Consider the following 16,229-nt stretch of genomic DNA (forward strand, 5'->3'; position numbering starts at 1 on the left):
TCCCGAAGAAACGTGGGCTCGCGCCGATGGCTCCGCCAAGCGGCGAAACCCGGCAACGAAACCCGGTCAGGGAACGCGCCCGAGGCTCGGTATGCGGGCGATCACGGCGCGATACAGGCCCGTGCGCGCCCGCAGGAACGGCCGGCTGTGCGCGATCATCAGGAAGATCGCGTGCGGGTTCGTGGTGACGTAGCGCCAGAAAAGCCGCGACGGCTCCTCCTTGATTCGCCAGAGCCATTCCAGGCTCCAGCGCTGCATCCAGTGTGGCGCGCGCGTGCGGCTCCCCGACAGGAAGTTGAACAGCCCCCCGGAGGTCTTGATCATCCCGACATGGATGAGCAGCGGGCTGAACTCGTAGACGAAAAGCTGCTCGCGCGGCACCCCGAGGGCGAGCCAGAGGATGTCCGGCCTGAGGGCGTCGATCTCGCGGACCTTGTCGCGGAGCGCTTCGCCATGGAGATACCCGTGCGAATGTCCGACGATGCGGATGCCGGGATGGCGACGCCGGACGTTCTCGACGGCGCGTTGGTTCTCAGCCTCGCTCGATCCGAACAGGTAGAAGGTCAGGTTCCGGCGGATCGCGCCCTCGGCGACGCTGTGGAAGAGATCCGTCGTCGCCACCCGCTCCGGGAGGGCATGCGTCCCGATGAAGCGGGACGCCACCACCATGGGCTGGCCGTCGGCATTGACGAGATCGGCCTGCGCCATGATGCGGGCGAAGTCGCGATCCCGGGCGAAGCGCGACAGGACCTCGCCGTTGGCCGAGGTCAGAAAAAGCGGAAGGTTCGGGCGCGGGCGTCCCTCGGCGGCGGTGAGCATCAGCTCGGCCGTTTCCGCCATGCTGAGGACGGCGATCGGCATGCCGCCCAGGGGGGTCGTCTGCACCACTTTCATGGGATCCGTCGCCAGATCCGCTGGTGGGTCGTCGGACAAACCGGGGGCCGGGCCGGTTGCGTACTGTGCCACGGGATCGGATCTCACGGGTGACCTCCGACCGCAGCGGACAGCCGCTTCGTACCGGTGTCGGTGATCGCCCGCGCCGTCGGCGGACGCTGCCGCGCGGCCGTGATCGCGTCGAGCGTACCCGGTTCGGCCTCGGCGGGCGGGCGCATCTCGCCCTTCAGCCATTCTCCCCCGAGGGTGAGGGCGACGCCGACGAGAAGCCCCGCGACGAGCCCGAACAGCGCGAGGGTGATGGCCGGCGGCGGATAGCTTCGGTAGATCGGCTTGACGGCCTGCGTGATCACGCGGGCATTGCCTGCATCGAGTCGGGCCTGCTGGCCGATTTCCCGCGCGCGCAGCAGGAATGCCTCGTAGACCGCGCGGCTGGCTTCGACCTCGCGGTCGAGTTCGCGCAGCCGGATCGATGCCTGGGCGAGGCCCACGGTGTTGCCCTTGGCCGCATCGAAGCTCCTCTCCAAGGCGGTCACCGTCGCGAGGGCGCGGGCGAGATCGGTGCGGGCGGCCTGTCCGTATCGGGTGATCTCCTGTTCGATGAGCTGGCGCGACAGCCGGATCTGCGAGGCGATGGAGGTGACCTGGGGGTGACGGGGCCCGAGGTCGTTGGCGAGTTCGGCCTGCTTGCGCGAGAGTTCCGCATACTGGGCACGCAGGGCGGCGATGGCCGGGGAGGCGAGGGCGGCTTCCGTCGCGCCGGCGTCGATACGGGCTTCCTTCATGCGCTGGACCCCGTCGACGCGGGCCTGGGCGTCGGCGGCGCGCACGCGGGCCCCGGCGAGCTGGGCGTTGAGCTGCGTCAGCTGCTGGTCGGTCACCAGCACGTCGCGGGTGCCGATCAGGCCGTTCTCGGCCTTGTAGGCCTGGACCCGGCTCTCGGCCCGGTTGACGTCCTCGCGCAGTTCCACGAGCCGGGCCGAGAGGCCGGCGGTGGCGCGGTTGGCCGCCTCGGCGCGGTTCGCGGCGCCCACGGCCAGGTAGGACTCGACCACGGCGTTCGCGATCAGGGCCGCCTTGGCGGCCTCGCGCGACGTGGCCTCGACGTCGACGATGAAGGTCTTGCCGGTGCGACGCACGGCGATGCGCTTCGTCAGGGCAGCGAGGGCGGGCGTGGCCCCGGTCTCCGCCTCCGGAGGGAGCGGGGAAGACAGCCCGAGGCCCTCGATCAGAGATCCGAACAAGCCGGGTGCCTTGCTGGTCCCACCGAATTCGGGATCGTTGTCGAGATCGAGCTTCTCGACGACACGGCCGAGCACGCTGCTCGACGTGATCACCTGTGCCTGGCTCTCGACGATGGTGAGGAGCCCGGCGGAATCCTGCCCGACCGTCGTCAATTCCTTGTCCATTAGGCGCAGTTCGCGCGGGTCGATGTAGATCTGCGCCACCGCGGTGAAGCGGGGCGTCGCCGCCTTGCCGACCGCGAAGGCGAGCAGGGCGCAGACCAGAGCGCAGCCGGCGATCGCCAACGCCCTCCGGCGCAGCAGGGCGTAGACGTGACGGACGGACAACGGACGGCCACCTGCGTTGCCGGCTTGGCTTCGCAGCGCAGGCCGGCGGTCGCTCGGATGATCTTCGTCGTAGACCAGCATCGAAGGGCTCCGTCGAGACCGGCCGCGGAACATGTCCCGCACCGGATTGCCGGTGTCATTCCCGGACCGATCCGACCCATTCCGGGACGGAAGCCGTTCTCGGGGGATGTCTCACCGAAGAGGTCGCAACCGGCGCACCATCGGATGGAAAGGAGGGCGGCCGGCCCGACCATCGTACCTCGGCCCGGTTAACGGGTCGGGTGCGTGGGGCGCGGGGATCGGTCGGCGGGCGAAGGGGCGGGGAGGGCGCGGCGCAACCCCTCCGCGACGGTGACGCAGGGGATGCCGCGATCCCCGGCGAGGCGCAGGGCTGCCGAGAGGAGGCCCGGCGTGCATCCGTAGGGACTGGGACGGTCGACGACGTCGTGTCCGTAGAAGATCAGCCAGGCACGGCGGGCCAGAGCCGCATCCATCAACCCGGCGATCCGCGCCGGATCGGTCCAGACCTCCATGAGCGGGTTCGCGCGCAGGAACTGCAGGTCCGTGCGACCGACGTTGAGGCCCGGCACGATGCCCCGGCTCGAGCGGTAGAGGCCCGCCAGGGTACGCTTGGCCGTCACCGATCCGAATCCGTAGGGGAACGCGAAGCTCTCCAGGGGCAGGCCCGGCACGGTGGCCCGCAGCCGATCGCGGTTGCGGCGGGATTCGGCGACGAGCGCGGCGCGGTCCAGGCCCGGCACGAAGGCGTGACCGTAGGTGTGGCTGCCGATCTCATGGCCGTTCGTGTGCAAAGCCGCGATCTCGGCGTCGTCCGCCACGGTCCAGTACCGGTCGCGCTGGCCTATCAGCCCGCCCGAGATGTAGTAGGTGCCCTTGGCGCCATGGTCGTCGAGCATCGCCGCCCCGGTGGTGCAGGCGCAGGTCGGGGCGTCGTCGAAGGTGAAGCTCACCAGCGGCATATCTGGGGCGACCAGGGCCGGGGCCGTCCGCAGATGCCGTGCGAGGCGCTGCTGCAGACGCGTGCGCACGCTGGCGACGGGTTCGACGGTCCCATCGGGCAGAACCGAAAGCATGGCGCTAGACCGCCGCATGCGGACCGCCCTGCCTGCGCAGGACGAAATCGTCATCGCCGTATCGCGCATTCGTCGGATTCAGGATTTCGGTATCGAAGGAGAGGTCACAGGCGGCAAGTCGTGCTTCGCCTGCCGCCGCCATGATTTGATTCACCGTCCCCTCCGTCCGTCGTACAAAGCCTGCCCTGGAATAGGACGACTCCAGGGCCGCCGCGTCCCGTTCCGGACAGATGCCCCACCGTCATTCTTTCCAACGGGGTAGTCGTACCCTAAAGGTGCCCAACGGGATTATGCACGACTCGTGGGATAGTTTTACAACTCTCTTTTCTCTCTGACTGATTCAGGGATATTTTACTCACACTTCGACGCTGTTATGCTTAATATCGTTCTGTTTTTCCGTCGCCTCGGCATAGAACGTACTCAGTGCCGCTCGAATCGTCGCAATCGGTGTCGAGCCGAACGACTGTATACAGAACGCCCGCTCGCGCGGGGTCGAAGTCCGCAGCATTGCGAGGATGTCGGGAAGGCTCAGTTCATCGGCTTCCCAGTGGGTCCGCGTGAAACTCTCGTGCGTGACCGCGTGGCGCGATCCGGCGATGGCCGACGCCGCGACGAAGGCGCCGTAGATCATGTACTCCGAGAAATCCCGGTCCCGGCACATGGCCGCCACCCAATCGCGGCCCGACACCGTCTCGATCCGGGCGGTCATGTCCCGAACGGTGGCCTGATCCCAGACGATGATCTGATCGATGTAGTCGTTGGCGGGCAAGGCGGGCACCGGCGTCGCCAGGAGGCGGGCGGCGGTGGCGACCCACAGCTTGTGCCGAGGCCGATTCTCCGTAACTCCGCCTGCATGGACATGGAACGGCGTCGGGTTCGGATGCGCGATCCGGCCGAGGTCGAAATCCTTGAAGAAGCAGACATCGGAATCGATGATGCAGAAGCGTGCCTCAGGGAGCGAGCGTGCTGCCTCGATCTTCACGAATTGTTGGACGTGCCAGCCACTGACCGGCCGACCGTGGAGGGACCACCAGTAGCGGCGCCCGCGCCAGCGCAGGCCGAAGATCGGCCGCAGCCAGGAGGGCATGAACTGCGATTTGGGCAGGATCTGCCGATCGGCGCGGGCACAGGGCGCAAAGAGCTGCAGGTCCTCGTCATCGACGATGACGTAGTGCCGGCCGCGTCGCGGCATATGACGGTCGATGCTGTCGAAGAGCACGGTGCAGCGATCGAGATCCCCGCGGTGGCTGATGGTGATCAAGCCGACCGATTCGGGCCGTCCGGGAATGGCGACTTCGCCTTGGTCGCGCATATGTGCCTCCGTCGAACCCGCCCTGCAACCTCGGGCTGGCCCCGTCTCGGAGACCGGGGGCCTCCTGCTCGCGCTCATCATGCGGCGTTCCGAGTCAACAAGCCGTACACGGCGAGGAACGAGAGCCCGTAAATCAGCGCGGAGGCCGCATTCAGCCCCAGGGTCCAGGATTCGGGGGCCGGGAACAGGGTGATGAGGGCCGCAACAGAGAGGGCCTTGATCAGCACGAGGGTGCCGGTGATGGCCGCGCGCAGCCCGAGATTGCCGAAGCCGAACAGAAGTTCGCTGTGGAACTCAAGAAGGTTGCGCACTGCCGGTACCACCAGGACGACCGTGAGCATTCCGTAGGCGGCCGAGACGTTGGTGCCGAGAATGTTCGGCCAGATCGACAATAGGGCGATGAGGGCGAGGAGGCCGCCGGTGGAAATGCCGGCGATCACCACCTCGATCCGCATGCTCTCCCGCAGCAGGGCCTTGGTGACCCGACCGGCCTGAATGAGCTTGCGCGAGTACATCATGTACATCGGACGTAGCGGCACCGCGGTGAGATCGATGAGCCGGATGGTGATGGCGTAGATGCCGGCCATGCGCTCGCCCGCCAGGGACAGGATGATGATCTTGTCGATCTCGCCCTGGGAGAGGAACAGGAAGTGCGACAGGGTATAGTACAGCCCGTCGCGGAGCTTGCCCCGCACCAGCTTGGGCCGCAGGCGCATCCGGACGCGCGGATGGAAAACCACCACCAGCACGACGACTGCGACGAGGTTGCCGACGAGATAGTACAGGCTCCACCTCTCGGCATCGCCGCCGCCCATGGCCCAGAACGCCACCGCCGCGGCGGCGCGAAAGCCGACCGGCAGGGACACCAGGGTCGAGGCGGCCCCGAATCGGCCCAGACCGCTGTTGACCTGGACGAGGAGCTCGATCTCGCGCCACAGGGCGATCTCGACCACGATGATCGCGAGATAGCCCGGCAGCGCGATCACCTCGCGGAAGAGCACGAGGTAGAGCAGGCCCGCCAGCGCCAGCATGATCGGCAGGGCGAGGGCGGAGCAGGCGTAATAGGCGGCGAGATAGCCGCCGAGGGACGAACGCCGTCGGGCCGCCGCGCGCATCACCGCGGATTGGAAACCGAAGCCGGCGAGGCATCCGATCAGAACGCCCGCCGCCGAGACGGTGGCGAACACCCCCATGTCGGCGAGACTGAGGGTGTTGGCGAGCAGGAAGAAGTACAGCACCTGCAGGACGAGGCGGCCGCCGGAGCCCGCCAGCAGCTGGAAGTAGCCGAGAACGGCACCCCGGTGCGTCGCGAACCGGGACAGTGCGCGACGTCCAGATCCGGGACCCTGCCCCGGAATGGGATTTTGTCCCGGGATGGGACGGCCAGGCGGTACGGCGGGCCCGGCCAGTGTCGGATTGTGAGACAGGGTGGCGGTCATGGGCCGGATGTCCGCAGGCGCCGTGCCAGGATATCTCTGCTCCGATCGAGCGCGTGCCGGGTACCGCGGGGAGGGGTGGCCGCCCCGGCTCGACATTCCCCGCCTGATTTCCCCCGCCTGATTTCCCCCGCCTGATTTCCCCCGCCTGATTTCCCCGGCACGACGTCTCGGACCCGAACTTGCAGTTCCGTCGGCTTGGAAGCCACCGAGGTTTCACGATGACACAGTTCCGTCCCACACGGCGGACGATGATCGCTGGCGCATTGGCCGGATCGGGCCTGCTCGCCCGCGATCCGTCGGCCCGCGCGGCCCCGGGGGGGCCAGCCCGCATCGAATCGGTGCGCGCCACTTACGGGGCCGCCGTACGGGGCGATGCGCTGGCGAACGACCCGGCCTATGCCCAGGCCCTCGCCGAGCGGTGCCGCCTGATCGTGCCGGAAGGCAGCTTGAAATGGCCGGTGATCCGACCGAACCGCGAGACCTTCGACTTCGCCGATGCCGACCGCATCGCGGCGTTCGCGAGCCGGCTCGGCATCGGACTGCGCGGACACACCCTCGCATGGTACGGCGCCATGCCGGCTTGGACCGACGCGATCACCTCCCGGGCCGAAGCCGAGCGGGTGCTGACGCAGCACATCGAGCGGGTGGTCTCGCGCTACGCCGGACTGATCACCTCCTGGGACGTGGTGAACGAGGCGGTTCCGGACGACCCCGCCGCGGCCGGCGACCTGCGCCCCTTCGTCTGGAGCAACACTTTGGGGGCGGATTACATCCCCATCGCGTTCCGCGCCGCCGCCGCGGCCGATCCGGCCGCCCGCCTCGTCCTCAACGAGTACGATCTTGAATACGTCGGGGCGCGCTTCGAGGGCCGGCGCGCCGCCCTGCTGCGAATCGCGCGCCGCCTGGTCGAGTCCGGCGTGCCGCTCCACGCCATCGGTCTCCAGGCGCACCTCTTCGCCGATCGCCGGATCGACCGGGACGGACTGCAAGCTTTTCTTCGTGAGATCCGTGCCATGAACCTCGATGTTCTCGTGACGGAGCTCGACGTGATCGACGCCAGCCTTCCCGGCGACGTGGAAACCCGCGACCGGCGCGTAGCCGAGACGGCCCGGACGTTCCTCGCCGCGGTGCACGAGGTCGTGCCGCCGAGCGCGATCCTCACCTGGGGCATCAGCGACCGCTACACCTGGGTGCCGAGCTACTTCACCCGGTCCGACGGATTGCCGAACCGGCCGCTCCCCCTCGACGCGACCATGCGGCCGAAGCCCTTGATGGCCGTCCTCGAAGACTTCACCCGGAGTGCCGCGTGAGCCCGAACCGCGCCGTGGATACCGCCATCGACATCGTCGTGTGCGTTCCGACCTTCCGTCGCCCGGACTGGCTCGCACGGACCCTCGATTCCCTGGTCGCGCAGACCACCCGTCGCCCCTTCGCCGTCGTCGTCGTCGAGAACGACGCCGGGGCGCGGCAGGGGGCTGACGTGGCGGAGGCGTACTTCGCGTCCGGCCGCCTGCGCGGGCTCGCTCTGGTCGAACACGCGCAAGGCAATTGCCACGCGATCAACGCGGCCTTCGGCACCGCCCTCGGGGCCTACCCGGCGGCCCGGTTCTTTCTGATGATCGACGACGACGAATGGGCCGAGCCGACCTGGCTCGAAGCCATGGTGGCGACCGCCGAGCGCACCGGCGCGGGCGTCGTCGGCGGTCCGGTCATGCCGCAGATCGCGCAGGGCGGCCCGCCCGCCCTCGCGCGCCATCCGGCCTTTCGCCCGGCCTTCGACACCAGCGGCCCGGTCCCTGTGATCTACGGCAGCGGCAACTGCCTGATCGCCCGCTCGACTTTCGTGCGGCTCGGGCTGCCGGCCTTCGACGTCGCCTACAATTTCCTCGGTGGCGGCGACACCGACTTCTTCATGCGGGCCCGGCGAGCCGGTATCCAATTCCAATGGGAGCAGGAGGCCGTGATCAGCGAGACCGTCCCCGTCGCCCGTACGACCTTGCGATGGCTCGCGGCGCGGGGCCTCCGAATCGGTGCGATCAACTACAGGATCGACCGCAAGCACAGGCTGGGCGGGATCGGAGGGGTCGTCATCGCGATGAAATCCGCGGTGATCCTGAGCCTTTCGGTGGGGCGTAGCCTTCGCATCCTTGCCAAGACCCGCCAGCTGACCTTCGCACTTCATCCCATTGCCGTTGCGGTGGGGCGATGCCTCGCCAGCATCGGCATCGAGCCTCAGCCCTATCGCGCGGCCACGCCCAAATGAACGTTACGCGGCCCGCATTCGGCCAGCGTGACGCGTCCGAGGGGCGCCGCGGGTGCGACACTCACCACGCCCGGGCCGATGCGGCCGTGCCCGGCGAGGCGGCGGTGTCGGCGTCCGACATGGCCAAGCACCTGCACGAGCGCATCGCGAATCTCTCCGTGCCGCGCCTGCTCCGCCAAACGGTGTTCCTGGCGACGCTCCTGCTCGCCTGGATCACGCTGAAGCCGTTCGCGGACCTGTCGCGCCTCGACGCGGCGGACCTCGTGACCGGGCAGGAGACCGTCACCTACGCCACCTACGGCCTCCTGGCCCTCGCGGGCTTCCTGCTCGTGGTACGCGACCACGGCCGGGCACTGGCCTCGCTGGTCCTGCCGACGCACGTCGCCCTCGTCGGTTGGCTGGCCCTGAGCGTGATCCTGTCCCAGGATCCCACCACCTCGATGAAACGACTGGCGCTGACCGCGGCGGTGATGCTGCTGACCGCGAGCCTTCCGCTCCTGGCGCAGACCCGGGCGGAGTTCCGCACGCTCCTGGCCGTCGCGACCCTCGGCCTCCTCACGGTCTGCTACGTCGGATTGGTGGTCGCCCCCGATCTCGCGATCCACCAGCCGCGCGACCTCATGGAACCCGCCCTCGTCGGCAACTGGCGCGGCGCCTTCGGCCACAAGAACGCCGCGGCCGCCGTGATGGCGATGTTGCTGTTCGTCGGCCTCGCGGTGATGCGGACCGGAGGGCGCGTCTCCGGTCTCGCGATCCTCGGCCTTGCCTGCGTGTTCCTGGTGGGCTCGGAGGGCAAGAGCGCCTTCGCGCTCAGCCTCCTGGTGTTCGTGCTGACCGGGGCCTTCGCGGCGATTCGGAGCTTTCGCGGGCGCCTGCTGATCACGGTCGGACCGATCGTGCTGATGAACCTGTTCACCGTCGGGACGGTGATGAGCGATGCCATCGCGTCGATCGTTGGCGCATTGCCCATCGACGCGACCTTCACGGGCCGGACGGACATCTGGCGGTTCGTTATCGAGAGTATCGCTGCGCGCCCCATAGCCGGCCACGGCTTCGCGGCATTCTGGGGCACCCAGACCCTGCGCGACCTCTCGGACGACGGCGCCACCTGGGCCGGGTACGCCAGCCACAGCCACAACGGCTACCTCGACACCACCCTGACCCTCGGCGCCATCGGCCTCGTGCTTCTAGTGCTGGTCTTCGTGATCGGCCCGCTGCGCAACTATCACCGGCTGCAGACGGAAACCGGAAATGCCGGGCCGTTCGCCACGATGTTCCTGCAGATCTGGTTGTTCGGGCTGCTGCTTTCGACCATGGAAAGCTTCTTCTTCGATCGTGGCGACCCGATCTGGCTCATGTTCCTGTTCGCGGTGTTCGGGCTTCACTATCTGGCCCGCTTCCGAACGCGCCGGTGAACGCGGAGCCGGCGCCAGCCGGGTCCTTGGATATCAGGATCCCGCGATCCCAAGATTGCAACACGATACTAAGCCAGGCGTCCTCGCGGCCGGTCTCGTCGTAGGGCCCTGAGCATCAGGTCTCCGGCGCGCCGAGCCGCCGGCGGCCACGGTCCGGCATTCGCGCCCGCAGGCCGTCCGCCGCGTCCCGGAACCAGGCGGCGCGGTCGATCTCCGGCAATCGGGTCGGACGGGCGCGCCCCCCGAGCACCGCCTCCGCGTAGGCCTCCGCCGGCGCCCCGCGCGGGACAGGCAGGATCGCGCCCGCCGCGAGGAGTTCACGGTAGCGGGGATGATGATCGAACTCGTCGGCGCGCATCGGTGCCGTGACGACCACGGGCCGGCCGGCCTGGACGCAGGCGAGCACGCTGGCGCGCCGCGCCGTCAGCCCCTCGGGCAGGACGTACGCGAAGGCGTCGACGGTCTCGAACAGGCCGAACAGTTCCTCCGCCGAGGCGACGTAGCCCGAGACGACGACCGCGTCCTCCAGCCCGAGTGCGGCGACCTTGGCATCGAAGACGCCCTCGATGCCGTCCGAGGCCTTGATGAAGGATCCGATGAACACGAGGAGGGGGTCTTCGCCCCGCGCCGCGAGGGCCGCCGCGATGTCGAGGACCGCCTCCGGCTGCTTGCCCGGGTAGATCGACCCGAAATGGCCGAGGACGACGCGGCCCGCCCGCCGGGCGGCGAGGAGGCGCTGGCGCAGGGGGCTGTCGGCGATGCCGGCCGGGCGGCTCAGATTCGGCGGCACCGGCATCAGGGCGGCGCGCCGCGCCAGGAACCCCACGAGGGGATCGGCGGCGAGCTCCTCGCGCACCTGCGGCGAGACGAGGAAGATCGTGTCGGACAGGAGCAGCAGCGGCCGGAGCACCAGGCGGCGCAGCCGGTGCAGTCCGGCCCATTCGTGCAGGATCGTGAGGCAGGCGCGCCGGCGCAGCTTGGCCAGGGCGTAGACCGCGAGGGGCCCGAACAAGGCCCGCTTCCAGGCGACGACGGGGAAATTCGTCACCACCGCATCCGCGCGGTCGATGGCGGCCCAGGTTTCGGCGAGCCGGAACTGGCGGGGCTCGATGGTCAGAGCGTTGTGCACGCCGGGCTCGGCCGCCCGCAGCGTGTCGAGGAGAAGCTGGCTGAAATCACCGATGCCGCAGGGCGGGTGTCCCGCTCCGAGCAGGTGCAGGCTCGCGACCGGTGTGGCCGACCGATGGGGCACAGGCTCGGACGACGCCGCGAAGGCATCGGCGGGCGACGGAGGCAGGGTCACGGATCGCTCGCGGTTGGGGGTTGAACCGTGCCCGATGGGGCGGGGGGCCGCGCTCACGCGCCGAACAGCACGCGCTCGGTGTAGCTCAGGTCGCCGATCGGAACGGGGTGCGGCCCGCGGGCGTAGCGGGGTTCGCGCCCGTGAAGGTAGCGGCCGACCACGCCCGGCAGCGGGCCGTTGGCATCGAGCATCACGAACAGGACGCCGTGCCGAAGCAACAGGTACCGCCCGATCGCGCCGAGCCATGCCGCCAGCGTGTCCGGCTCGGGCGCAAAGACGATCTGATAACACGCCAGGGTCGGGCTCGCGGGCCAGCGTGGCACGGCCTTGATTCGATGCGGCTGCAGGACGACGGCCCGCGCCGTCGTGGCGTCGCGGCACACGAGGACGAGGGAGCCGTAGCCGGCATGGTCCAGTGCGAGTCCGCGCTCCCGGGGCGACAGGATTCCCGCATGGCCCTCGGAGAAAAGCTCCACCCGTCGCCCCCGCTGCGAGCGGCTCAGGCTGGGCATCGCCAGCAGCTGCCCGCGCACGAAGGCCCGGAAGCCGCGCGCCTCGTGGATCGCACGCGTGTGCACGGACGCGGAGATGTTGAGATAGGTCACCGACTTGTCCTGCATCGCCCGCCCGTCGAGGAGCGTCGCCGCCGCGCGGAACTTCGGATCGACGTACCAGCTCGACAGGTTGCAGCGCAGGTGGGAGCCGGTCGCATCGGCGATGCGCGTGTAGAGCGTCAGCAGCACGCCGACCGCCACCCCGTCGTGATCGAGGAGATACCCGTAGCGCGGAACCCCGTCCGGCACGCCCCGCGCGACGTGACGGGCGAGGCCGTCGCGCCAGTACGCCTGCGTCCGTTCGGGAAAGCCGGCCGCGAGCAAACCGACCACGGTGTCGAGATCGGTTTCCTCGATGGGGCGGCAGCGCAGAGCACCCGGACGCGGCGCCACCGGTACGGAACCCGCGCCCGGACCCGGCGCGGGTTCCGATTCCGGGGAGGACGAAGTCATGGCCGTGCTTCCTTTTCGAAAGGATCTGCCACGTTGGATGATCCTCCCTTAGAATACCGGTCGCTAACACTTGGTTAGGGCGGGCGTCGCGCCGATGGCGGCGTCATACCCGGCCAAGCCAACTGGGACGCCCCGGACCCGAAGGCAGCGCGGGACCGGTCCGGGCCCTTGGCGAAGCGGTTCGATCGGACGAAGACCCTGCCTATCGAAGGTTTGCCGCGGCCCCTATCGCCGATCGCGGCAAACTCTCCCGGCGTTCCGGCCCGCGATCATTGAATCCGGACACCGCGCGGACGTGTCGGAGCGCGTCGGACCGTCGACAAACGGTCCGACGGTGCAGCCTTCGCGGAGGTGGCTTGAGGGGGGCAGCGAACGATCAGGGGGAATGCCGCATGGGGCGGGGTCCGCGGCGCAACGCCGGCCACGATGGGATCGTGCGCGATCATGGGAGGCGTTGGCCGAGACCTGTTTACCTCATCGTCACCGGGATATCCTTGCGTGCCCAACCGAGTACCCAGGCCAAATTCCGAATATCCGGTGGAACGCCTGGAAAGCTGTCAGGATGCATCGGTGTGCGTGTCGACGAAAAATCCCTGATCTTCTTCGATGAGAATGGGCAGGACATACGTTTCGATCACACGATCGGTGGCTTCGATGACTAGAAAAATCAAAACCGAGACCAACGAAGCAACGGATAGAACGATAAGAAGACAAACCAACGAAAAACTTGCTTTGATTCCCCAGGCATGAGCGCGGCTGTCCTGGTTCATTTTTTCGGCACCTGCCACAGGAAATATTCGTCGCGTCGAAATGCTCACATTTTTATGCTCGAAACAACATCGCATTGAGAGGAATTTTCTACTTAGGCCAGGATACCCACAGCGCGCCATCGTACGCCTTTCGGTGAAGACTATACTTCCGGGCGTCAGCCTTGAAAGAAAAAACAAATAGTCGTCATCGAGTGAACCAACACCGTGCAGGGTGGGCCAGACACGATCGTGTCTCAGTGCCATCAGGTTCGATAGGCGTTGTAAAGCGAACGTATTCGTACCCTTGCGTCAGACGCCTATTTGCATGACGGCTTGCGTTCCAGCGAACCCAACGGTCTGAGCACAGAGCCCGTCTACAGGACAACGTTCGCGCTGGATCGCACGACGCTCGCCACACCATTGCGTGCAGGTTGCCGTCCCGCGGCACTGCCTCGGCCGGTCGAACCCATCAACCCGTAACGAAAAAAGGGCCGCCTTTCGGCGACCCCCCTTTCATGGAATGTTGTCGGACGTTCAGTAGCCGTAATAGCCACCGCCGCCGTAGCCGTAGGCCGGAGCGTAGCCATAGGCGGGGGCGTAGCCGTAACCGACCGCGCGCGGGCCGCCGTAGGAATACCCGCCATAGGCCGGGTAACCGTAGCCGCCGCCATACCCGCCGCCGTAGGCGCCCGCCGCAATGGCGCCCGCTGCGAGACCGGCGATGCCGAGGCCCACGGCCGCGCCGGTTCCGATGCCGCGCCGTCCGTAACCACGGCCATAGCCGCCACCGTAGCGACCGTAGCCGCCGCCATATCCACGGCCATAACCGCCGCCGTGACCGTAACCGCCGTGACCGTAGCCACCACCGTAACCGTAGCCGCGGGCTTCGGCGGGGGCGGCGGCGAGGAGGCCGAGACCGAGGACGGCCGTCGCGGCGAGTGCGAGCTTGCGCATGCGAGAGTTCCCAGAGTTGTGAGGATTGATGCAACAACCCGCCAGACGCGAGACCGTTCCGTCCCGCCTGTGGCGCCGGATGGCGAAGCTGCGGGAGGCGGGTCCCGGAACACGCGCAGCGTTGACGCGAACCATCCGGCAGTGCACGGCGTTGGCACCCGTTCCGTGCGAAGGATCCAGCCGTGCCGCAATCCCGGCAGCCCCTGCAATCGTCCGCCCTGGCTGCGGCTTCGCTCGCGACCCTGCGGCGCGGCGACCAGTTGTTCGAGACGGAGCGCCGGCTGAATGCGGTGCTCAACAACGCCTCGGTGTCGATCTTCCTCATGGATGACCGCCAACACTGCGTCTACATGAACCGCGCCGCCGAGCAGTTGACCGGCTTCACCCTGGCCGAGGTGCTCGCGCGCGATTGCCCGCTTCACGACATCGTGCACCACACCTATCCAGACGGCCGGCCGTTCCCCCTCGCGGAATGCGCCATCGACCGGGCGTTCCCCCAGAACAACCACGAGCGGGGCGAGGAGGTGTTCGTCCACGCCGACGGGCATTTCTATCCCGTCGGCTTCACCGCCAGCCCGATCCGCGACGACTCGGCGAACATCATCGGCACCATCATCGAGGTGCGCGACATCAGCGAGGAGAAGGCGGCGGCCGAGCGCCAGCGCCTGCTCCTCAACGAGCTCAACCACCGGGTGAAGAACACCCTGGCGACGGTGCAGTCCATCGCCGCGCAGACGTTCCGGGGCCTGGCCGAGGTCGGCGCCCGCACGGTGTTCGACGCCCGGATGGCGGCCCTGTCCACGGCCCACAACGTCCTCGTGGCGGACAATTGGGAGAGCGCCAGCCTGCGCAGCGTGGTCACGCGCGCCCTAGCGCCCCATCTTCTCGCCGAGGTCGACGTTGACCGGTTTCGGATGGACGGGCCGGATGCCCGGCTTCATCCGAAGGTGGCGGTGACCCTGTCCATGGCCCTGCACGAACTGATGACCAATGCGGCGAAGTACGGCGCGCTGTCGGTTCCCGAGGGCCGCGTCCACGTCACCTGGTCCCTCGAACCCATGGCGGACGACCGACAACGACTCGACCTGCTGTGGGAGGAACAGGGCGGCCCCGAAGTCGCGGCCCCGGCCCGCAAGGGCTTCGGCTCGCGGCTGATCGAGCGCCAATTGCCCCTTGAATTCGATGGGCGGGCCGAGATCGAGTATCGTGTCGCAGGGGTGGTGTGCAGGCTCGAAGTGCCCCTGACCGCGTTGGGGTGGATGGGACAGGACGTGATCACCGGGCAGACCGCCCCATGACGGTGCTGAATGGACGCCGCGTCCTTCTGGTCGAGGACGAAAGCCTCGTCGCCATGCTGGCCGAGGACATGCTGATGGACCTCGGCTGCGAGGTCGTTCTCGCCATGCGCCTCGACAAGGCCCTGGCGCTCGCCCGCACCGAGACGTTCGATGCCGCCGTGCTCGACGTGAACCTCGGCGAGGCCCGGAGCTACCCCATCGCCGACGTGCTGTTCGAGCGCAGCCTGCCGTTCCTGTTCGCCACGGGCTACGGCACGCAGGGGCTGGAGCGGGCCTACCAGGGTGTCCCGGTCCTGCAGAAGCCCTACCAGCAGGGTCCGATGGAACACCTGCTGCATCGTCTGCTGATTTGCGGCGAGCTGGCACAGAAGGGGTCCGAGCCCTGTATGCGGCCCGGCTGCACCTGCCAGGCCTCCCTGCGCTCGCCGTCCGGCAAAGGGACGGGGTTCCAGGCCGACAGCCCGGCCTGAGCCCTCCCCGGCGGATGCGATCGCCAGCGGGGGCCCGACCGCTCGACTGCCCGCTGCTTCCCATGGTCGCCTGCCAACATCCGTGCGAACCGCTATGGTCGGGGGCCTGACCGCACGCGACGCCGAAGGGCGACGTCCCGCGCGTGCCACGCATGAGTGCCCCCATGAGTGCCACCCTCCTCGGGCTCACGACCCTCGCCTTCCTGTTCCCCGCCCCGGCGGAGCGGCCGGCCTTTCCCGATCCGCCGCGCGGAACCGGATGGGCCATCGCGGCGGTGGCGGTGTTCCTCGGCCTCGTGACCCTGGTGCCCCTCAGCCTCGCCTTGGCCGACAAGTGGGTGATGGACGCCCGGGCGGCCGAGTGCCGGGCGACGGGCGGCCGGATCGCCTACGTCTCGGCCGAGGGCCGTGCCCATCGCTGCGAACACCCGGACAAGTGACCGCCGATCCGCAGGCCGGG

Annotated in this window: 16 protein-coding genes; 6 read left to right on the plus strand and 10 right to left on the minus strand. The window is 68.4% G+C overall.

Translation table 11 applies throughout. From position 1 onward, the window contains the following. Positions 1-66: 66 nt before the first annotated feature. From ASF52_RS17215 to ASF52_RS17235, 6 genes are all read right to left on the minus strand, one after another. On the minus strand, positions 67-894 hold the full coding sequence (locus tag ASF52_RS17215) for a WecB/TagA/CpsF family glycosyltransferase (RefSeq protein WP_082515361.1): 828 nt from the start codon (positions 892-894) through the stop codon (positions 67-69). Between the two features lie 83 nt (positions 895-977). Further along, positions 978-2,465, minus strand: a complete 1,488-nt coding sequence (locus ASF52_RS17220; RefSeq protein ID WP_162241031.1) for a GumC family protein — start codon at positions 2,463-2,465, stop codon at positions 978-980. Positions 2,466-2,734: 269 nt separating this feature from the next. Beyond that, entirely contained in the window at positions 2,735-3,577 is an 843-nt protein-coding gene (locus ASF52_RS17225; RefSeq protein WP_056174564.1) for a polysaccharide deacetylase family protein, read from the minus strand. Further along, positions 3,564-3,713 (minus strand): hypothetical protein, encoded by a 150-nt coding sequence (locus ASF52_RS22885; RefSeq protein ID WP_162238659.1) that lies wholly within the window; start codon positions 3,711-3,713, stop codon positions 3,564-3,566. The genes ASF52_RS17225 and ASF52_RS22885 overlap by 14 nt, the downstream gene beginning before the upstream one ends. A 201-nt stretch (positions 3,714-3,914) precedes the next feature. Beyond that, positions 3,915-4,871: a DUF6492 family protein gene (locus tag ASF52_RS17230; protein ID WP_056174566.1), complete on the minus strand. Its 957-nt coding sequence runs from the start codon at positions 4,869-4,871 to the stop codon at positions 3,915-3,917. A gap of 77 nt (positions 4,872-4,948) precedes the next feature. Beyond that, entirely contained in the window at positions 4,949-6,310 is a 1,362-nt protein-coding gene (locus ASF52_RS17235) for a lipopolysaccharide biosynthesis protein (RefSeq protein ID WP_056174568.1), read from the minus strand. A 248-nt stretch (positions 6,311-6,558) separates the two neighbouring features. On the opposite strand from ASF52_RS17235, the gene ASF52_RS17240 reads away from it, so the two are divergent. From ASF52_RS17240 to ASF52_RS17250, 3 genes are read left to right on the plus strand one after another with little or no spacing between them, the layout of a single operon-like run. Further along, positions 6,559-7,620, plus strand: coding sequence for an endo-1,4-beta-xylanase (locus ASF52_RS17240; protein ID WP_244473848.1), 1,062 nt, complete (start codon positions 6,559-6,561; stop codon positions 7,618-7,620). Further along, complete coding sequence (locus ASF52_RS17245; protein WP_056174571.1) at positions 7,617-8,573, plus strand: glycosyltransferase family 2 protein; 957 nt, start codon at positions 7,617-7,619, stop codon at positions 8,571-8,573. The genes ASF52_RS17240 and ASF52_RS17245 overlap by 4 nt, the downstream gene beginning before the upstream one ends. Next, a complete protein-coding gene (locus ASF52_RS17250) occupies positions 8,570-9,988 on the plus strand; it encodes an O-antigen ligase family protein (RefSeq protein WP_244473849.1) in 1,419 nt (472 codons plus the stop codon). The genes ASF52_RS17245 and ASF52_RS17250 overlap by 4 nt, the downstream gene beginning before the upstream one ends. Positions 9,989-10,103: 115 nt before the next feature. Here the strand turns inward: ASF52_RS17250 and ASF52_RS17255 are convergent, their stop codons facing one another. The 4 genes from ASF52_RS17255 to ASF52_RS17265 all read right to left on the minus strand — a co-directional run bounded on the left by ASF52_RS17255 (position 10,104) and on the right by ASF52_RS17265 (position 14,001). Further along, positions 10,104-11,291 carry a hypothetical protein gene (locus ASF52_RS17255; RefSeq protein ID WP_244473850.1) on the minus strand — a complete coding sequence of 396 codons (1,188 nt, stop codon included), beginning with the start codon at positions 11,289-11,291 and terminating at the stop codon, positions 10,104-10,106. Between the two features lie 53 nt (positions 11,292-11,344). Next, the gene (locus tag ASF52_RS17260; RefSeq protein WP_244473851.1) at positions 11,345-12,298 is read right to left on the minus strand and encodes a hypothetical protein; all 954 of its coding nucleotides are present in this window, start codon (positions 12,296-12,298) and stop codon (positions 11,345-11,347) included. Between the two features lie 557 nt (positions 12,299-12,855). Then, positions 12,856-13,311, minus strand: coding sequence for a hypothetical protein (locus ASF52_RS22715; protein ID WP_156630189.1), 456 nt, complete (start codon positions 13,309-13,311; stop codon positions 12,856-12,858). A gap of 270 nt (positions 13,312-13,581) precedes the next feature. After that, positions 13,582-14,001: a hypothetical protein gene (locus ASF52_RS17265; protein WP_056174573.1), complete on the minus strand. Its 420-nt coding sequence runs from the start codon at positions 13,999-14,001 to the stop codon at positions 13,582-13,584. A 182-nt stretch (positions 14,002-14,183) separates the two neighbouring features. Here ASF52_RS17265 and ASF52_RS17270 point away from each other — a divergent pair, with 182 nt between their 5' ends. The 3 genes from ASF52_RS17270 to ASF52_RS17280 all read left to right on the plus strand — a co-directional run bounded on the left by ASF52_RS17270 (position 14,184) and on the right by ASF52_RS17280 (position 16,209). Then, positions 14,184-15,299, plus strand: a complete 1,116-nt coding sequence (locus ASF52_RS17270; protein ID WP_056174575.1) for a sensor histidine kinase — start codon at positions 14,184-14,186, stop codon at positions 15,297-15,299. Then, on the plus strand, positions 15,296-15,769 hold the full coding sequence (locus tag ASF52_RS17275; RefSeq protein ID WP_056174577.1) for a response regulator: 474 nt from the start codon (positions 15,296-15,298) through the stop codon (positions 15,767-15,769). The genes ASF52_RS17270 and ASF52_RS17275 overlap by 4 nt, the downstream gene beginning before the upstream one ends. Positions 15,770-15,933: 164 nt before the next feature. After that, on the plus strand, positions 15,934-16,209 hold the full coding sequence (locus ASF52_RS17280) for a hypothetical protein (protein WP_156398822.1): 276 nt from the start codon (positions 15,934-15,936) through the stop codon (positions 16,207-16,209). Positions 16,210-16,229: the final 20 nt, after the last annotated feature.

It is taken from the genome of Methylobacterium sp. Leaf112, from assembly GCF_001423295.1.
Classification (GTDB): domain Bacteria; phylum Pseudomonadota; class Alphaproteobacteria; order Rhizobiales; family Beijerinckiaceae; genus Methylobacterium.

Coding starts and splice junctions, on each gene's coding strand:
- ASF52_RS17240 (WP_244473848.1), top strand. CDS start 6,559: ATGATCGCTGGCGCATTGGCCGGATCGGGCCTGCTCGCCCGCGATCCG.
- ASF52_RS17265 (WP_056174573.1), bottom strand. CDS start 14,001: ATGCGCAAGCTCGCACTCGCCGCGACGGCCGTCCTCGGTCTCGGCCTC.
- ASF52_RS22715 (WP_156630189.1), bottom strand. CDS start 13,311: ATGGCACTGAGACACGATCGTGTCTGGCCCACCCTGCACGGTGTTGGT.
- ASF52_RS17230 (WP_056174566.1), bottom strand. CDS start 4,871: ATGCGCGACCAAGGCGAAGTCGCCATTCCCGGACGGCCCGAATCGGTC.
- ASF52_RS17275 (WP_056174577.1), top strand. CDS start 15,296: ATGACGGTGCTGAATGGACGCCGCGTCCTTCTGGTCGAGGACGAAAGC.
- ASF52_RS17280 (WP_156398822.1), top strand. CDS start 15,934: ATGAGTGCCACCCTCCTCGGGCTCACGACCCTCGCCTTCCTGTTCCCC.
- ASF52_RS17250 (WP_244473849.1), top strand. CDS start 8,570: ATGAACGTTACGCGGCCCGCATTCGGCCAGCGTGACGCGTCCGAGGGG.
- ASF52_RS17260 (WP_244473851.1), bottom strand. CDS start 12,298: ATGACTTCGTCCTCCCCGGAATCGGAACCCGCGCCGGGTCCGGGCGCG.
- ASF52_RS17215 (WP_082515361.1), bottom strand. CDS start 894: ATGAAAGTGGTGCAGACGACCCCCCTGGGCGGCATGCCGATCGCCGTC.
- ASF52_RS17235 (WP_056174568.1), bottom strand. CDS start 6,310: ATGACCGCCACCCTGTCTCACAATCCGACACTGGCCGGGCCCGCCGTA.
- ASF52_RS17225 (WP_056174564.1), bottom strand. CDS start 3,577: ATGCGGCGGTCTAGCGCCATGCTTTCGGTTCTGCCCGATGGGACCGTC.